The 16,125-nt window shown below is 74.9% G+C and carries 13 protein-coding genes; 7 read left to right on the top strand and 6 right to left on the bottom strand.

What is annotated here, in order from left to right; all coding sequences use genetic code 11:
• Positions 1-44 precede the first annotated feature (44 nt).
• Positions 45-3,899 carry a DUF5682 family protein gene (locus ACQP2P_RS34445; protein ID WP_433608063.1) on the top strand — a complete coding sequence of 1,285 codons (3,855 nt, stop codon included), beginning with the start codon at positions 45-47 and terminating at the stop codon, positions 3,897-3,899.
• Positions 3,896-5,767 carry a hypothetical protein gene (locus ACQP2P_RS34450; protein ID WP_433608065.1) on the top strand — a complete coding sequence of 624 codons (1,872 nt, stop codon included), beginning with the start codon at positions 3,896-3,898 and terminating at the stop codon, positions 5,765-5,767. The genes ACQP2P_RS34445 and ACQP2P_RS34450 overlap by 4 nt, the downstream gene beginning before the upstream one ends.
• A 196-nt stretch (positions 5,768-5,963) precedes the next feature.
• Here the strand turns inward: ACQP2P_RS34450 and murD are convergent, their stop codons facing one another.
• The 4 genes from murD to ACQP2P_RS34470 are packed head-to-tail and all read right to left on the bottom strand — an operon-like array spanning position 5,964 to position 10,631.
• On the bottom strand, positions 5,964-7,298 hold the full coding sequence (murD, locus tag ACQP2P_RS34455; protein ID WP_433608067.1) for a UDP-N-acetylmuramoyl-L-alanine--D-glutamate ligase: 1,335 nt from the start codon (positions 7,296-7,298) through the stop codon (positions 5,964-5,966).
• An 11-nt stretch (positions 7,299-7,309) separates the two neighbouring features.
• A complete protein-coding gene (locus ACQP2P_RS34460; protein WP_433608069.1) occupies positions 7,310-8,059 on the bottom strand; it encodes a succinate dehydrogenase/fumarate reductase iron-sulfur subunit in 750 nt (249 codons plus the stop codon).
• Positions 8,059-9,996: a fumarate reductase/succinate dehydrogenase flavoprotein subunit gene (locus ACQP2P_RS34465; RefSeq protein ID WP_433619373.1), complete on the bottom strand. Its 1,938-nt coding sequence runs from the start codon at positions 9,994-9,996 to the stop codon at positions 8,059-8,061. The genes ACQP2P_RS34460 and ACQP2P_RS34465 overlap by 1 nt, the downstream gene beginning before the upstream one ends.
• Positions 9,997-9,998: 2 nt before the next feature.
• Positions 9,999-10,631 (bottom strand): succinate dehydrogenase cytochrome b subunit, encoded by a 633-nt coding sequence (locus ACQP2P_RS34470; protein ID WP_433619375.1) that lies wholly within the window; start codon positions 10,629-10,631, stop codon positions 9,999-10,001.
• A 150-nt stretch (positions 10,632-10,781) separates the two neighbouring features.
• Between ACQP2P_RS34470 and ACQP2P_RS34475 the strand changes: the two genes are divergently transcribed.
• The 5 genes from ACQP2P_RS34475 to ACQP2P_RS34495 all read left to right on the top strand — a co-directional run bounded on the left by ACQP2P_RS34475 (position 10,782) and on the right by ACQP2P_RS34495 (position 14,051).
• Complete coding sequence (locus ACQP2P_RS34475; RefSeq protein ID WP_433608071.1) at positions 10,782-11,693, top strand: LysR family transcriptional regulator; 912 nt, start codon at positions 10,782-10,784, stop codon at positions 11,691-11,693.
• A gap of 76 nt (positions 11,694-11,769) precedes the next feature.
• Positions 11,770-12,018, top strand: coding sequence for a hypothetical protein (locus tag ACQP2P_RS34480; protein WP_433608073.1), 249 nt, complete (start codon positions 11,770-11,772; stop codon positions 12,016-12,018).
• Entirely contained in the window at positions 12,015-12,353 is a 339-nt protein-coding gene (locus ACQP2P_RS34485) for a plasmid mobilization protein (protein ID WP_433608075.1), read from the top strand. Before ACQP2P_RS34480 ends, ACQP2P_RS34485 begins: the two co-directional genes overlap by 4 nt.
• A 114-nt stretch (positions 12,354-12,467) precedes the next feature.
• Entirely contained in the window at positions 12,468-13,148 is a 681-nt protein-coding gene (locus tag ACQP2P_RS34490) for a hypothetical protein (RefSeq protein WP_433608077.1), read from the top strand.
• A gap of 66 nt (positions 13,149-13,214) precedes the next feature.
• The gene (locus tag ACQP2P_RS34495) at positions 13,215-14,051 is read left to right on the top strand and encodes an undecaprenyl-diphosphate phosphatase (RefSeq protein WP_433608079.1); all 837 of its coding nucleotides are present in this window, start codon (positions 13,215-13,217) and stop codon (positions 14,049-14,051) included.
• 21 nt (positions 14,052-14,072) lie between these two features.
• On the opposite strand, the gene ACQP2P_RS34500 is transcribed toward ACQP2P_RS34495, so the two are convergent.
• Together ACQP2P_RS34500 and ACQP2P_RS34505 are read right to left on the bottom strand one after the other, a co-directional pair.
• Positions 14,073-14,483 (bottom strand): DUF2809 domain-containing protein, encoded by a 411-nt coding sequence (locus ACQP2P_RS34500; RefSeq protein ID WP_433608081.1) that lies wholly within the window; start codon positions 14,481-14,483, stop codon positions 14,073-14,075.
• 68 nt (positions 14,484-14,551) lie between these two features.
• Positions 14,552-15,181 carry a hypothetical protein gene (locus ACQP2P_RS34505; RefSeq protein ID WP_433608083.1) on the bottom strand — a complete coding sequence of 210 codons (630 nt, stop codon included), beginning with the start codon at positions 15,179-15,181 and terminating at the stop codon, positions 14,552-14,554.
• Positions 15,182-16,125: the final 944 nt, after the last annotated feature.

A 16,125-nucleotide genomic window follows, 5' to 3' on the forward strand; every position in this document is an offset into this window, starting at 1 on the left:
ACAGCGCACCTCCGCCCCACGGGCACGGCGCACCTCCGCCGCGCGTGAGCGGGGCCGGGGGTGCGGTCGGCGAGGGCGGGCTCCCCGGGCTCGCCGGGGTCGATCCGGACGAGGCGCTCGCGACCCTGGCGGGGGCCACGGCGCCGTTCCTCATCGGGGTGCGGCACCACTCCCCCGCGCTGTCGGTGGTGATCGCGGAGCTACTCGACCGGTTCCGGCCCGAGGTGCTGCTGCTCGAGCTGCCGGCCGAGTTCGCCTCCTGGCTGCCCTGGCTGGCCGACCCGGGCACCGCCGCGCCGGTCGCGCTCGCGGGGGTGCGCGGGGCCGACGGGAGCCCGGCGTTCTACCCGTTCGCGGACTTCTCGCCGGAGCTCGTGGCCGTGCGGTGGGCGGCGAAGCACGGGGTCGAGGTCGTACCGTGCGATCTGCCGCTCGCGTCCCGCGTCTGGCACGATCCCGCGTCGGCGTCGCCCCCGGTCGTGGACTCGCCGGGGCCGGGTTCGGCGCCGGGGCCGGGGCCGACGCCGGGTTCGGCGCCGGGGTCGGGACCGGGTTCGGCGTTCGGCGACGCGCTGCGGCGGGCGGCCAGCGGGCGGCCCGACGAGGACATGTGGGACCGGGTCGTCGAGGCCCGCGCGCCCGGGTCGGACCCCGAGGCGGTGCGGCGGGCGGCGCTGCTCGTCGGGTGGGCCATGCGGACCGACGCGGCCACCGGGCCGGGCGTGTCCGAGCTGGACCTGCGCCGCGAGGCCTGGATGCGCCGGTGCCTGGCCGCGGCCGGGGACCGGCGGGTGGCGGCCGTCGTCGGCTCGTTCCACGCCGCCGCGCTGCTCACCGACCCGACCGCCCCCGACGCCGACGCCAGCGCCGCCTCCGATGCCGGCTCCGGCTCCGGCTCGAAGAACACCGAACCTGGCGCGAAGAACACCGAACCCGGCGCGAAGAACACCGAACCCGGCTCGAAGGACACGGGACCCGGCGCGAAGGTCGCCGGGCCCGGGTCGAAAGAGGCGTTCGCGAGCGAGCGGGGCGCGGCGGAGCCGGACGTGGTCACGTCGCTGGTGCCGTACAGCTTCGCGCTGCTCGACTCGCGGTCCGGGTACCCGGCCGGGATTCGGGACCCGCGGTGGCAGCAGGCCGTGCTCGACGCCGCCGGGCGGGCCGACGGCGTGGAAGCGGCCGCGCTCGCCTCCGTCGTCGAGGTCTGTGCGCGGGTGCGGGCCGGCGGGCACCCCGCCGGGCCCGCCGAGGCCCGGGAGGTCGTGCGGCTGGCCGGCGATCTCGCCCGCCTGCGCGGGCTGCCCGCGCCCGGGCGGGGGGAGCTCGTCGAGGCGCTGCAGAGCGTGCTCGCGCACGGGGAGGTGCTCGGGCGCGGGCGCGTCGTCGCGAACGCGATGGAGGCGGTGCTCGTCGGCGACGTGCGCGGCTCGCTGGCGGCGGGGGCGCCGCGGTCGGGACTGCGCCCGGCGGTGACCGCGCTGCTCGAACAGCTGCGGCTGCCCGTGGCCGGTGCGGCGGTGAAGGATCTGCGGCTCGACCCGCTGCGCTCCGAGCTCGACCGGCGCCGGGACGTGGCCCTGCGCCAGCTCGCGGCGTGCCGGATCCCCTACGCCGAGCCCACCGGGGTGGAGGGCACGGCCGGGGTCGACGCGCTCACCACGCGGTGGAGCGTGGAGTGGACGCCGGGGACCGAGGCGATGCTCGACGTCGCCGGGGTGCGCGGGGTGACGCTGGCCCAGGCCGCCGAGGGGGCGCTGCGGGAGCGGCGGCGGCGCGAGGAGGGCGCGGAGGGCGCGACCGCGGCGCAGATCATCGGCGGGCTGGCGGCGGCGGCCGAGTGCGGGCTGGCGGGGCTGGCGGCCGAGCGGCTCGCCGAGGTCGCCGAGCACGTCCCGGCGAGCGCCACCCTCGAGGAGCTGATGGCCGCCCTGGGCCTGCTCGACCGGCTGCGCCACGGGCACGTCCCGGGGATGCCGGCCGCGGTCGCGGCGGGTCTGGCCGACCTCGGGGCGCTGGGCGATGCGCTGGAGGCGGCGGCGGTACGGCAGGTCGACGGCCTCACCGGCTCCGACGACCTCGCCGACGTGCACGCGCTCGTGGCGCTGGGCCGGCGCGCCGACGCCGCCGGGGTGGGGCTGCGGCTCGCCGACGCGCTGCGCCGGCTGGCCGCTAACGGCACGCCGACCATGGCGGCCGCGGCCGGCGCGGTCGAGGTGCTGCTCGGGCTCGCGGAGCCGGCCGTGCTCGGCGCGCGCGTCGCGTCCTGGGTGGACGCGGCGGCCGGTGACGACGCCCGGCGGCGGCTGCTCGGGCACCTGCGGGGGCTGCTGGCCGCCGCGGAACCGCTGCTGCAGTCCGGCCCCGATGCGCTGGACGGGCTGCTCGACCGGGTCGCGACGCTGCCCGACGACGCGTTCCTGGCCCGGCTGCCGGCGCTGCGGGGCGGGTTCCAGGCGGTGAGCCCGGCGGGGCGGGACCGGCTGCTGACGGTCGTGCGCGACCGCCTCGGCGACACCACCCCGGCCGACGTCGCCGACGTGGACCCGTCGGCCCTGCTGCGGCGCCTGCTCGCGGACCGGGCGGGACGCGCCGCCGTGGAGTCGCTGGGCCTGATGCCACCCGCGACGGCACCGGACCCCGCCCCGTCCGCCGCGACCACACCGGACACCACCCAGCCCGCCGCAACCACACCGAACACCACCCAGCCCGCCGCAACCACACCGAACACCACCGAACCCGCCGCGACCACAACGGACACGACCGAACCCGCCGCGACCACAGCCGACCGGGCCGGGCGGAGCCTGGCCGTCGTCGACCGGTGGCGGCTGCTGCTCGGGCGGGAGGACCAGCAGCTGGGTGCCTCCGCCCGGCGATACGCCACCGCGCTCGACGAGCTGTACGGGCGGGGCCGCGGCGAGGGCTCCGCGGCCGACGCGGCCGGACGGGCCGGGCGGGAGGCGCCGTTCCCCGGCGTGCGGGAATGGGCCGAGGAGCTCTCGGCGCTGTTCGGGCCCGGCATCCGCGAGGAGGTGCTCGCCCGGGCGGCCGAGGGCGGGCGGCGCGACGCCGTCATGCTGCTCGAACCCGAGGCCGTCAACCCCTCGGTCGAGCTGCTGCAGACCGTGCTGTCGCTCGCCGGCGGCATGCCCGAGAGCTCCCTGGCCCGGCTGCGGCCGCTCGTGGCCCGGATCGTCGACGAGCTCACGCGGCGGCTCGCGACCCGGCTGCGGCCGGCGCTCGCGGGGATCAGCACACCGCGGCCGACGTACCGGCCGGGCGGGCCGCTGGACCTGCCGCGCACGCTGCGGGCGAACCTGGCCACCACCCGGCGTGGCGAGGACGGGCGCGTGCGGGTCATCCCGCAGCGGCCGGTGTTCAGGACCCGGGCGCGCCGCGGGGTCGACTGGCGGCTCGTGCTCGTCGTGGACGTGTCCGGGTCGATGGAGGCCTCGATCATCTGGTCGGCGCTGACCGGGGCGATCCTGGCCGGGGTGCCGGCGCTCACGACGCACTTCGTCGCCTTCTCCACCGAGGTCGTGGACCTGACCGAGCGGGTCAGCGATCCGCTCGGCCTGCTGCTGGAGGTGCGGGTCGGCGGCGGGACGCACATCGCGAAGGGGCTGCGGCACGCGCGGAGCCTCGTGACCGTACCGTCGCGGACCCTCGTGGTCCTCGTCAGCGACTTCGAGGAGGGCTACCCGCTGGGCGGGCTGCTGGCCGAGACGCGGGCGCTCGCCGAGTCGGGCGTCACCGTGCTCGGCTGCGCGAGCCTGGACGACGCGGGGCGCCCGCGGTACTCGGTGTCCGTCGCCGCACAGCTCGTCGCGGCCGGGATGCCGGTGGCCGCGCTGAGCCCCCTGGAGCTGGCCCGCTGGGTCGCGGAGAAGGTGAAACCGTGAACGCATCGCTGCCCCCGATCGACCCGCCGGTCCTGGTGGAGGCGGTCGACGGGCTGCCGGCCCGGCTGCGCAAGAAGCTCGACGACGCCGCGGGGCGGTTCGCGGGGCTGGCGGTGGTGGCCGACGGGGAGCGGTACACGGTGGCGATCGACGACGCCACGACCGTCACGCTGCTGGCGCCGGGCGGCGTGGTGCGCACGGCCGCGGAGGTGACGTGCACCTGCCTGCTGGCGCCGAACTGCCTGCACCGCGCGGGCGTGCTGTCCAACGCGCCGGTCTGGGACGCCGCCGCGGCGCCGGAAGCGACGACCGGGGCCGAGACCGAAGCCGGGGCCGAGGTCGAGCCCGGGGCCGAGGTCGAGCCCGGTGCCGCGGTCGAGCCCGGTGCCGCGGTCGAGCCCGGTGCCGCGGTCGAGGCCAAGGCGGCCGAGGAGCCGGGTGACGAGCTCGGGGTGGCCCAGCGGGCGGCCGTCGAGCATGTCTGGCGGGCGGCCGTGGCGGTGCTCGGCGACGGGGTCAGCGGGTCGGGGACCGTGGCGCGGGCGGCGCTGCTGCGGGCGGCCCACGAGGCGCAGGCGACGAAGGTCTACAAGCCGGCGGCCGCGGCCCGGGTCGTGGCCACGCTGCTGCAGGCGGCCCGCGGCGACGACCCGCACTACCGGCTCGCGGATCTCAGCGAGGCGATGCGGGAGCTGCTGCTCGTCACGCACGCGCTGCGGACCGGGGCGAGCACCGAGCTGGGCACGGCGCGGCGGCAGTACCACGTCGAGGGGAGCCTGCGCCTGTACGGCCTGTGCTCCACGGCGGTGCTGGCCGGGACGGGGCACGCGGGGGTCGTGACGTACGCGGCGGATCGCGACGGCCGCCTGTGGATGGTCGCCGACGTGATGCCCGGCGACGCGAGGCGCGCGGCCCGCGGCGGGGACGCGACCCTGGCGATGGGCGAGACGGCGCTGACGCACCGCGGGTTCACCCGGGCGGGGCTCGTGGTCACCGGCGCGACCGCGGCCGGCGGCGGCCGGCTCGGGGCCGGGCGGGGGGTGCGGGCGGTCACCGCCTCCGGGGCCGCCTGGCACGAGGAGCCGCTGGCCGGGCTGTGGGCGGAGCCGGTCGCCGCGCAGGTGCACCGGGCGTTCGCGGCGCTCGCGGTGCCGGTCACCGAGCGGGTCGCGGGGGCCGATCTGCTGTTCCTGACGGTGACGATCCGCGGTACGGACGGGGACGCGATCCAGGCCGAGCACGCCGACGGCACCCCGCTCACGCTGCGGGTCGCCGTGGACCATCCGGCCCTCGGCTACCGGGAGAACCTGCGGGTGCTCGGCCGGGCGCCCGGCCTGCGGATGCTGCTGATCGCGCGGCCCGACCCCGGGCGGCCCGGCACGGTGCTCCCGCTGGCCGTCGCGCCGGTCGAGGGCGAGCGGTGGCGGGTCGACGGCCACGCCGACCTCGCGTTCGACCGGCTCCACGGCAGCCAGCTGCCGCAGGAGCACCTGCGCGAGGAGGTGCCGGCGGCCCGCCCGGCCGCGGCCGGGGCCGCCGCCGAGGAGGTGTGGCGCCCGGCCGTGCGCGATCCGGCGCTGCAGCTGCTGAGCGCGCAGGTCGAGCGCACGGTCAACGGCGGCCGGGTCATGCTCACGTTCCCGGCGGGCCGGGGCCCGTCGGACGCGAGCCGGCTGCGGCGGGCCCGGCTCGACGCCGGCGCGGCGCTGCTCGACCGGCTCCTCGATGCCGCGAACGACCGCCCGCGCAACGCGTTCGGCCGCCTCGGCGACGACGACGGCACCGCGTTCGCGCAGGCCTGGCTGGCCGCCGCGACCTACGCCGACGCCGCGGCCCGGGCCCTGGCCGAGGCGTCCTGGCTGGGCTGAGCCGTGCGCGACCGCCGGGGTCACCGCGACGACCCTGCCGGGCCTCGCGCTCGCCGTGGCCTCTGACGCTTCGTGCCGCGCACCGGGGCCGGGGATACCGCTTCCCGGCCCTTCGGCGTCCGCGGCACGGGCAGATCCCCGCCGAAGAACGCGAGCGTCGTGGCCCGGGCTCCCACGGCGGGCAACCGTCCCGCCGCTACACGCCCCGGGTCGACTCGATCGCGGCGATGAACGCCTTCGCCCGCGCCTCGTAGTTGTCGTAGCGGCCGTAGCTGGGGGCGGCCGGGGACAGCAGCACCACGCCGCCCGCCGGGACCAGCCCGCGGGCCAGCGCGACGGCGGCGGGCAGGTCCTCGGCCACCTCCCGGCGGACGTTCGGCAGCTCGCCGACGACGTCGAGGATGTGCTCGCCGCTGTCCGGGATCGCCACCAGCGTCAGCGGTACGGCCTTGTCGCGCAGGTAGTCGCGCAGCGGCGTGTAGTCGATGCCGCGGTCCTGGCCGCCGACGAGCACCACGAGCGGGCGCCCGGCGTACGCCTCGATGGCGTGGATCGTCGTCTGCGGCGCGGTGGACAGCGAGTCGTTGACGAACTCGACGCCGGAGGGGTCCGCGATCGGGGTGAGGCGGTGCGGCAGCGGGGTGTACGAGCGCAGCCCCGCCTCGATCGCGGCCCGCTCACCGGCGACGTCGACGCCGGCGGCCTCCAGCGCGGCGAGGGCCACGCTGAGGTTGCCGGTGTTGTGGGTCCCGCGCAGGGGGAAGGCGTCGCGCGGGAAGAGCCGCTCGCCGTGGCGCACGATCCAGCCGTCGGCCTCCCATGGCTCGACGGGGACCAGCGGCAGCCCGGGGCGCGCGGCCAGCTCGGCGCGCAGCGTCGGGTCGGTCGCGTTGTAGACGACCGCCTCCGGCCCGTGCATGGCGATGTTGAGCTTGTGCGCGTAGTACTGCGACGGCAGCCCGTCGCGGGTCCAGTCCAGGTGCTCCTCGAACAGCGACGTGATCACCGAGACGCGGGGCGAGTCCTGAAGATCCGCGCACTGGTACATCGACAGCTCCAGCACGTACCGCTCGGCCGGCGGCAGCGACAGCACCGCGACGCCGATGTTGCCGCCCAGCTCGTTCGGGCGGCCGGTCGCGGTGAGCAGGTGCGAGATCAGCGTGGTGGTGGTGCTCTTGCCCTTGGAGCCGGTCACGCCGATCGTCTGCCCGGCGTGCCCGGCCATCCACAGGGCGGTACCGCCGGTGATGACGACCCCGCGCCGGCGCAGCCGCTGGATCCACGGGTTGGACTCGCCGACGCCCGGGGACCGCACGAGGACCTCGACCCCGTCCAGGGCCGGGCCCATCGCCTCACCCTCGAACAGCGGCACGGCCCCGTCCCACCGCGAGGCGGCCAGGAACGTGGTCTTGTCCTGCACGGCGACGAGGGACGCGGGCCCGACCGGGGCGATCGCCTCGATCGCGGCGATGCCCTCCCGGCCGGTGCCCCAGACCGCCACCCGCCGCCCGGCGAGCTCCGACAACTGCATGAGTCGGAAGCTTATCCGCGCCGTCCGGTGGCCGCCTTGCGGTAGTCGCTGTTGAGCCGGCCGATCAGGGTGAGCGGGATGCCCTTGGGGCACACGGTGGTGCACTCCCCCGCGTTGGTGCAGCCGCCGAAGCCGGCCTCGTCCTGCGCGGCGACCATGCCCAGCACGCGGGTGTCGCGCTCCGGCTGGCCCTGCGGCAGGAGGCCGAGGTGGCCGACCTTGGCCGCGGTGAAGAGCATCGCCGAGCCGTTCGGGCACGCGGCCACGCAGGCGCCGCAGCCGATGCACGTGGCCGCCTCGAACGCGGCGTCGGCGTCGGCCTTGGGCACCGGGGTGGCGTGGGCGTCGGGGGCGGCGCCGGTCGGGGCGGTGATGTATCCGCCCGCCTGGATGATCGAGTCGAACGCGCTGCGGTCCACGACGAGGTCGCGCACGACCGGGAAGGCCGCCGCCCGCCACGGCTCCACGTCGATCGTCTCGCCGTCCTTGAAGTGGCGCATGTGCAGCTGGCACGTCGTCGTGGCCTTGAGCGGGCCGTGCGCGACGCCGTTGATCATCATGCCGCACATGCCGCAGATGCCCTCGCGGCAGTCGTGGTCGAAGGCGATCGGCTCCTCGCCCTCGACGATGAGCCGCTCGTTGAGCACGTCGAGCATCTCCAGGAAGGAGGCGTCCGGCGAGATGTCCCGCACCTCGTACGTCACCATGCGGCCCCGGTCCTGGGGCCCGCTCTGGCGCCACACACGCAGCTTGATGTCCATTACTTGTAGCTCCGCTGGCTCGGGTGGACGTACTCGAAGTCGAGCGCCTCCTTGTGCAGCACGGGCGGCTCACCGGTACCGGCGAACTCCCAGGCGGCGACGTAGGAGAACTGCTCGTCGTGGCGCATGGCCTCCCCGTCCGGGGTCTGGCTCTCGGCGCGGAAGTGCCCGCCGCACGACTCGGCGCGGTGCAGGGCGTCGACGCACATCAGCTCGGCGAGCTCGAAGAAGTCCGCGACGCGCCCGGCGCGCTCGAGGTTCTGGTTGAGCTGCTCGCCGGTGCCGGGCACCTTGACGCGGGTCCAGAACTCCTCGCGCAGGGCCCGGATCAGGCTGATCGCCTTCGTCAGGCCCTCCTCGGTGCGTTCCATGCCGCAGTACTCCCACATGATGTGGCCGAGCTCGCGGTGGAACGAGTCCACGGTGCGGTCCCCGTCGACGGCCAGGAGCCTCGCGATGCGCTCCTGCACGGCGGCCCGGGCCGCGACCACGGCCGCGTCGGACTCGGCGACCTTGGGGAAGGGGCCGGCGGCGAGGTAGTCGTTGATGGTGTTGGGCAGCACGAAGTACCCGTCGGCCAGCCCCTGCATCAGCGCGGACGCGCCGAGGCGGTTGGCGCCGTGGTCGGAGAAGTTCGCCTCGCCCACCACGAACAGGCCCGGGAGGTTGGACTGCAGGTCGTAGTCGACCCAGAGCCCGCCCATCGTGTAGTGCACGGCCGGGTAGATGCGCATCGGGGTGACGTACGGGTCGTCGCCGGTGATGCGCTCGTACATCTCGAAGAGGTTGCCGTACTTGGCCTCGACCGCGGGCCGGCCCAGCCGGGCGATGGCGTCGGCGAAGTCGAGGTACACCCCGAGCCCACCGGGGCCGACGCCCCGGCCCTCGTCGCAGACGTTCTTGGCGGCCCGGGAGGCGATGTCCCGCGGCACCAGGTTGCCGAACGACGGGTAGATCCGCTCCAGGTAGTAGTCGCGCTCGTCCTCGGGGATGTCGGCCGGGGCGCGGTCGTCGCCGCCCCGCACCGGCACCCAGACGCGGCCGTCGTTGCGCAGCGACTCGCTCATCAGCGTGAGCTTGCTCTGGTGCGTGCCGGACTCGGGGATGCACGTCGGGTGGATCTGCGTGTAGCACGGGTTGGCGAACAGGGCGCCCTGCCGGTGCGCGCGCCACGACGCGGTGACGTTGCAGCCCTTCGCGTTCGTGGACAGGAAGAACACGTTGCCGTAGCCGCCCGAGGCGAGCACCACGGCGTCGGCGAGGTCGGTGGTGATCTCGCCGGTCACGAGGTCGCGCACGACGATGCCCCGGGCCCGGCCGTCGACCACGACGAGCTCGAGCATCTCGTGGCGCGCGTGCATCTCGACGTTGCCGGCCGCGATCTGGCGCTCCAGGGCCTGGTAGGCGCCGAGCAGCAGCTGCTGGCCGGTCTGGCCGCGGGCGTAGAAGGTGCGCGAGACCTGGGTGCCGCCGAAGGAGCGGTTGTCGAGCAGGCCGCCGTACTCGCGGGCGAAGGGCACGCCCTGGGCCACGCACTGGTCGATGATGTTCACCGAGACCTGGGCGAGGCGGTACACGTTGGACTCCCGCGCCCGGAAGTCGCCGCCCTTGACCGTGTCGTAGAACAGCCGGTACACGGAGTCGCCGTCGTTGCGGTAGTTCTTGGCGGCGTTGATCCCGCCCTGGGCCGCGATCGAGTGCGCGCGGCGGGGGCTGTCCTGGTAGCAGTACGAGCGGACCTTGTATCCGGCCTCGGCCAGGGTCGCCGCCGCGGAGCCGCCGGCCAGCCCGGTGCCGACCACGATGATCGTGAGCTTGCGCTTGTTGGCCGGGTTGACGAGCTTCGCGGCGAACTGCCGCCGCTCCCAGCGGGTCTCGATCGGCCCGTCGGGGGCGGCCGCGTCGGCGATCGGGTCGCCCTCGCTCCAGAGGTTCATGCTCATTTCACCAGCCCGGTCAGAACGGCAAACGGTACGCAGAGGTAGCCCACGACCAGCACGAGCGACACCACCAGGGCGATCGCCCGGGTGATGCGCTCCCCGCGCGCGGAGCGCTGGCCGAGGGTGCGCAGCGCGGAGAAGATCCCGTGGCGCAGGTGGAAGCCGACCGCGACGATCGCGAGCGTGTAGAACAGCGTCACGTACCAGCGGCCGGGCGCGAAGTCCGCGACCACGTTGGCGTGCGGGTGGTCGTGGTCGCCGACGGGGTTCACGGTGCCGGTGGTCAGGTCCAGGATGTGGAAGACCACGAACAGCAGGATGATCACGCCGCCCCAGCGCATGGTCCGGGCCGCGTAGCTGCCCTGCACCTTGGGCCGGTGGGCGTAGCGGACCGGGCGGGCGGCGCGGGCCCGGCGGGCCAGCACGACGGCCGCGGCGATGTGGGCGAGCACGGCGACGGTGAGCCCGGCGCGCTGCAGCCACAGGAACCCGGTGTGCGGCAGCAGCGGGGCGCCCAGGTCGCGCAGCCAGTGCGCGTAGTGGTCGAACGCCTCGGCCCCGACGAAGATCTTCAGGTTGCCGGCCATGTGCGCGAACAGGAACAGCACGAGCAGCAGGCCCGTGCCCGCCATCAGGATCTTCAGCGCGACGGACGAGGTCTTGCGCCGGGGCTTGACCCGGTTCGTCCGTTCTGCCGTCATTACCGCCACTCCGCCGACGCTAGGGGCGGGCTTCGCGATTCGTCCAATGCATGACGGTCGCAGTCACGATAGCCGTACGCTATGAAGGTGCAGCTGCAGCAGCTCCGATACTTCGTGACCGTCGCCGAAGTACGACATTTCACCCGCGCGGCGGAGCAACTCGGTGTGAGCCAGCCGACACTGAGTAAACAAATTCACACCCTGGAGTCGGCGCTGGGCGCCCCGCTGTTCGAACGCTCGCGGGGCGGCGTGGCCCTCACGACCGCGGGCGAGACCCTGCTGCCGCTCGCGCGCCGGGTCGTCGCCGACGCCGACGGCGCCCGGGACGCCGTGCAGGAGGTGGTCGGCCTGCGGCGCGGACGGGTGCGGCTGGGCGCGACGCCGAGTCTGTGCACGTCACTGGTACCGCTGGTGCTGCGCGAGTTCCACGAGCGGTACCCGGACATCGAGCTGCACGTCGACGAGGGCGGCTCCCAGGACCTCGTCGCCGCGCTCGTCGCGCACGGCTTGGACCTGGCCCTGATCGTCGAGCCCGCGCGCGGCACCGACCCGGCCCTGTCGACCGTGCCGGTGCTGCGCGAGAGCCTCGTCGTCGCCTCGGTCGCGCCCCTGTCCGCGCCGCGCATCGCGCTCACCGAGCTGCGCGACACCCCGCTGGTCATGTTCCGCACCGGGTACGACCTGCGCGACACGACGCTCGAGGCGTGCCGGCGGGCGGGGTTCACGCCGCGGTACGCCGTGGAGGGCGGCGAGATGGACGCGGTGCTGGCCTTCGTCGAGGCCGGGCTCGGGGTGGCGCTGGTGCCGAGCATGGCGCTGGTGAACCGGCCGCTGCTGCACGCGGCGCCGCTGGTCGCGCCGGGCGTGCACCGCACGATCGCCCTGGCCCAGCGGCGCGGGTCGGTGCTGCCCCACGCGGCCCAGGCCCTGCGCGCGACCCTGCTCGACCACGTGGCGAACCGCCCCCTCCCCCTCGGCGTCCTCCCGCTCTGATATGGCCATGTGGCCATTTGCCTGCCGCGTATTACCTCGGCCGTCGCCGTGTATTACCCTGAGGAGGGGTCGACGCATGCCTCCGGTGAAGGTCCTGCTGGTCCAGTGGGACATCAACACCACCTACGCCACCAAGCGTGCGACGCGCACCGAGATCGAAGAGGTGTTCGCCGGTCGGCCGATCGTCCGGCGCAACCTGCGCGGCCGGGTGGCGACGCACCTCGCGTTCGGGGTGACCGACGCGGGCCGGAAGCTGGCGGTGGCGTTCATCTACCTCGCGGAGACGAACACGGCATACCCGATCACCGCATGGGAGCAGTCATGAGCGACGAGATCGACGGGGTCACCGGACTGAGTGTGGCCGAGATGCAGGCCGCGGCCGATGACCTGTACGAGCACCGCGACCTGGCGGCGGGCGAGGAGGTCGCGAGCGAGCCCGCCCCGGAGATCCGCTCGGTGGTGTCGGTCCGGTTCAGCCGCGGCGAGCTCGACTCCATCGCCGCGGCGGCGGCCGCGGCCGGGCAGCCGCTGTCGACCTACATCCGCAACGCTGCCCTCGCGGCCGCGGTGCACATCGACCTCGAGGCCGCGCGCCGCGAACTGCGCACCGCCCTGCGGGCGATGGGAGAACTCGACCGGAACCTCGGATCCGCCGCCTGACGCCCGCGGAGCCGGGCGGGCCGCCGTCGCGATCGGTCGATCTTGTGGGGCGCAGGTCACGGTCCGGATCCGCGGTAGCGCGGGAACGCGCTCGACCGGTGATACTTGTCGATCGTGGAGACTGCACGCAGCAACCGCACACGCGCCTGGCTGGCCGCGCACGAGCTCGACACGGACGGTGACCCCAACGATGCCGCTCGTGATCTGATGCCGGAGATCCGCGGCGACGAGGCGCTCTCGAACGCCGAGAAGCTGGAGATCGGCCTCGGGCTGCTCGAGATCCTCGACGCCTACTGGGTGACCGTCGAGCTGCGCTGGTTCGTCAACGCCGCCGACGACGAGCAGCTCTGGGCCACGCACTGGCAGGCGATCCGCGAGCACCTCGAACAGCCGCGGCCCAGCGAGGCGGTGCTGTACTCGCTGTGGGTCGACTGGTTCGAGGACATCGAGACCGTCGAGCGCGCGTTCACCGAGGTGCTGGCCCGCGACGTGAACCGGCTCGGCGAGGACGACGAGGGGTTGCAGCGGCGCGCCGGCGCGGTGCTGAAGGTGAGCGGCCCGGTTCCGTGGAAGCTCAAGTATCCGGTCTACACCGCGGCCGCCGAACACGAGCGGCTGCGGCGGGCCGTGTTCAGCGGCGTGCTGTACAGCTTCCATGACGTCTATGGCTCGCTGGAGATCGCGCCCGCGCTCGAGCTGCTCGAGCGGCTCGACCTGCCGCAGGACACCGAGCACCTGAGCGAGCTGCGGGAGGAGCTCGCCGCCGGGCACGCCAACCAGCACCACCGCGACTGAAAGTCTTCTCAGCCGCGTCCGGTAAGTTCCTCTGCGGCGAGTCGGCGCGGCGAGGAGGAAACGGCGTTGCAGATCTGGGAAGCGATCGTGCTGGGCGTCGTGGAGGGCGTGACGGAGTTCCTCCCGGTGTCCTCGACCGGACACCTGACCATCACCGAGAAGCTGATGGGCATCCCGATCGACGACAAGGGCGTCACGGCGTTCACCGCGGTCATCCAGGTCGGCGCGATCCTCGCGGCGGTCATCTACTTCCGCAAGGACATCATCCGGTTCGTCACCGGGCTGTTCCGGGGCCTGTTCAACGCCGAGGCGCGCCGGCACGAGGACTGGCGGATGGCGATCAACGTCATCGTCGGCTCGATCCCGATCGTCATCGTCGGCCTGCTGTTCAAGGACGCCATCGAGGGCGTCCTGCGCAGCATGTGGTTCGTGGCCGCGGGCCTGGTGGTGTGGAGCGTCGTCATGACGCTCGGTGACCACCTGGGCAAGCAGAAGCGCGCCGAGGGCGACGTGACGTGGAAGGACTCGCTCATCATCGGCCTCGCGCAGTGCATCGCGGTCGTCCCGGGCGTCTCGCGCTCCGGCGCCACCATCAGCGCGTCGCTGTTCCGCGGGCTCGACCGGGTGACCGCGACCCGCCTGTCGTTCTTCCTGGGCATCCCGGCGCTGGCCGGCGGCGGCCTGCTCGAGGCCGTCACCCGGGCCGACGAGATCGCCGCCACGGTCGGCTGGGTGCAGACCGGCGTCGGCACGGTGATCAGCTTCATCGTGGCCTACATCAGCATCGCGTGGCTGCTCAAGTACGTCGCCGGGCACACCTTCGCCGCGTTCGTGTACTACCGCGTCGCCGTCGGCGGCATCCTCGTCGCCCTGCTGGCGACCGGCGCGATCACCGCCACCTGATCCCGCCCCCGCGGCGCCCGGTCACACGGCCCGGCGCCGCGGCCTCACCAGGAGCTCCAGCAGGACGAGGGGCACGATTCCCGCGGGATACCAGGCGATGTCGAGCCAGTCGAAGGCATCGCCGAAGATCAGACGCAACGCGAGACTGTACCGGCTCATCTCGTGCGGAATCCCCGTCAGCTGGAACGTCTCGGTGCCCCAGCACCAGGCCAGTGCGTACGCACCGGCGGTCAGCGGGCTACATCTCGGGGCGAGGAAGACCACGCCGGCGTAGACGGCCGACGCGTAGAGCGCCGTGCCGGTGTTCTGCTGCAGCGGGCCGTTGCTCAACAGCGTGCCGCCGGCGAGTGCCCGGATGCCGAAGGCCACGCCGATCGCGAGGACGACGGTCAGGACGGCGGCGACGCGCACGGCTCGGGTCGACTCCAGCACGCCGCGGATGCTATCCCGCACGGCCCGGCCGCGGCCGCCCCGCGGCACGGCTCACGCCCGCGGCGGCCTCAGCAGGGGCGGCTGCCCGCGTTGGTGCTGCCCCAGATGCGGTACTCGCCGCCGGGCTGGGTGATCGAGTACGTCACGTCCCAGCGCGTGCACGTCTCCGACTCGCGGCCCTTCGGGCCCTTGCCGGCCTGCTGCCGGCTGCGGAACGTGACATGGGCCTGCAGGATGCCCTTGCCGGTCGGGTCCGAGCCGAGGCTCAGCAGCAGGATGTCGTCGTCGGTGCTCGTGGAGATGCCGTCGGTGAAGCGCTGCACGGCGCTCGCGTCACCCTGCTTGATCGAGCCGCCGGGGTCCATGACGGCGAGCGCGGCGCTCGCGTCGCGGGCGTTCACGGCGGCGAAGTACTTGTCGAAGACCGCGGCCACGGCCGGCGCCTGCGCGGGGTCGAGACTCGGATCCAGCCGTACCGCGCCCACGCTCGCCGGCAGCGTCGGCCCCGCGGTCGTGGGTGCGGCGGTGGTCGGCGCCGCCGTCGTGGGCCCGGCGGTGCCGGTCGCCGTCGGGACGATCGGGTTCGCGGTGCCCGTCGGACCCGTGGTCGGGCTCGCCCCGCCCCCGGAGCCGGGGAGCCAGCGGTCACGCAGGACGAACGCGACGGTACCGCCCGCCAGCAGCAACACCACCGCCACGATCGCCGGGAAGATCCAGATCGGCCGGCTCCGGGCCGGCCCCCCGGCGCCCCACGGCGGCTGAGGCTGCGTCCCATCGGCCCACGGCTGAGGCGGCGCGCTGGTCACCCACGGCGGCTGAGGCGGCTGAGGCGGCTGAGGCGGCTGAGCCTGCGTCCCATCGGCCCACGGCTGAGGCGGCGCGCTGACGGCCCACGGCGGCTGAGGCGGCTGAGGCTGCGTCCTGGCGGCCCACGGCTGAGGCGGCGCGCCATCCGCCCCCGGCGGCTGAGGCTGCGTCCCGGCGGCCCACGGCTGAGGCGGCGCGCCATCCGCCCCCGGCGGCTGAGGCTGCGTCCCGGCGGCCCACGGCGGCTGAGGCTGCGCGCTGGTGACCCACGGCGGGGGCGTCTGCCCGAGCCCTGGCCCGGCGCCGGGCCAGTTCTCCGCCGCGAGATCGCCAGACTCCACCGGCGCGCCGGAGCCAGGCCAGTTCGTCGCCGGCTGCCCTGCGGAAGACCAGTCAGGCGCGGGCTGCCCCGAGGCCGGCCAGTTCGGCGCGGGCGGCCCCGAGGCCGGGGCTCCTTCGCCACCGGCGCTCGGCGGCGCGCTCGCGGGCGACCACGACCCGAACGCGTCGGCCGACGCGGATGCGGGCCACGCGACGGGCGGATCGGCGGCCAGCGTGCCGGGCGGCGGCCACGCCCCGAGCCCCTCGGCGGCCGGGCCGGGCGCACTCGGAGCCGGACCGGACACACTCGGAACCGGGCCGGCCACGCTCGAAGCCGGACCGAACACGCTCGGAACCGGGCCGGGTCCGCTCGGGACCGGGCCGCTGGGTGCGCTCGAAGCCGGGCGCCGGGCACCGCACGACCCGCAGGCCGCAACGTCGGCACCGTTGCTGATGCCGCAGACCGCACACTGCCACATGTAGTCAGAGCGAACCGTACGTCGTGTGCGGATGC

The sequence above is a fragment of the Dactylosporangium sp. CA-139114 genome (genome assembly GCF_050955725.1).
GTDB lineage: Bacteria > Actinomycetota > Actinomycetes > Mycobacteriales > Micromonosporaceae > Dactylosporangium.

Bases quoted from the DNA above. Each gene is read 5' to 3' on its own strand.
- murD (WP_433608067.1), bottom strand. From the start codon at position 7,298: ATGCAGTTGTCGGAGCTCGCCGGGCGGCGGGTGGCGGTCTGGGGCACC.
- ACQP2P_RS34460 (WP_433608069.1), bottom strand. From the start codon at position 8,059: ATGGACATCAAGCTGCGTGTGTGGCGCCAGAGCGGGCCCCAGGACCGG.
- ACQP2P_RS34465 (WP_433619373.1), bottom strand. From the start codon at position 9,996: ATGAACCTCTGGAGCGAGGGCGACCCGATCGCCGACGCGGCCGCCCCC.
- ACQP2P_RS34470 (WP_433619375.1), bottom strand. From the start codon at position 10,631: ATGGCGGGCACGGGCCTGCTGCTCGTGCTGTTCCTGTTCGCGCACATG.
- ACQP2P_RS34475 (WP_433608071.1), top strand. From the start codon at position 10,782: ATGAAGGTGCAGCTGCAGCAGCTCCGATACTTCGTGACCGTCGCCGAA.
- ACQP2P_RS34480 (WP_433608073.1), top strand. From the start codon at position 11,770: ATGCCTCCGGTGAAGGTCCTGCTGGTCCAGTGGGACATCAACACCACC.
- ACQP2P_RS34485 (WP_433608075.1), top strand. From the start codon at position 12,015: ATGAGCGACGAGATCGACGGGGTCACCGGACTGAGTGTGGCCGAGATG.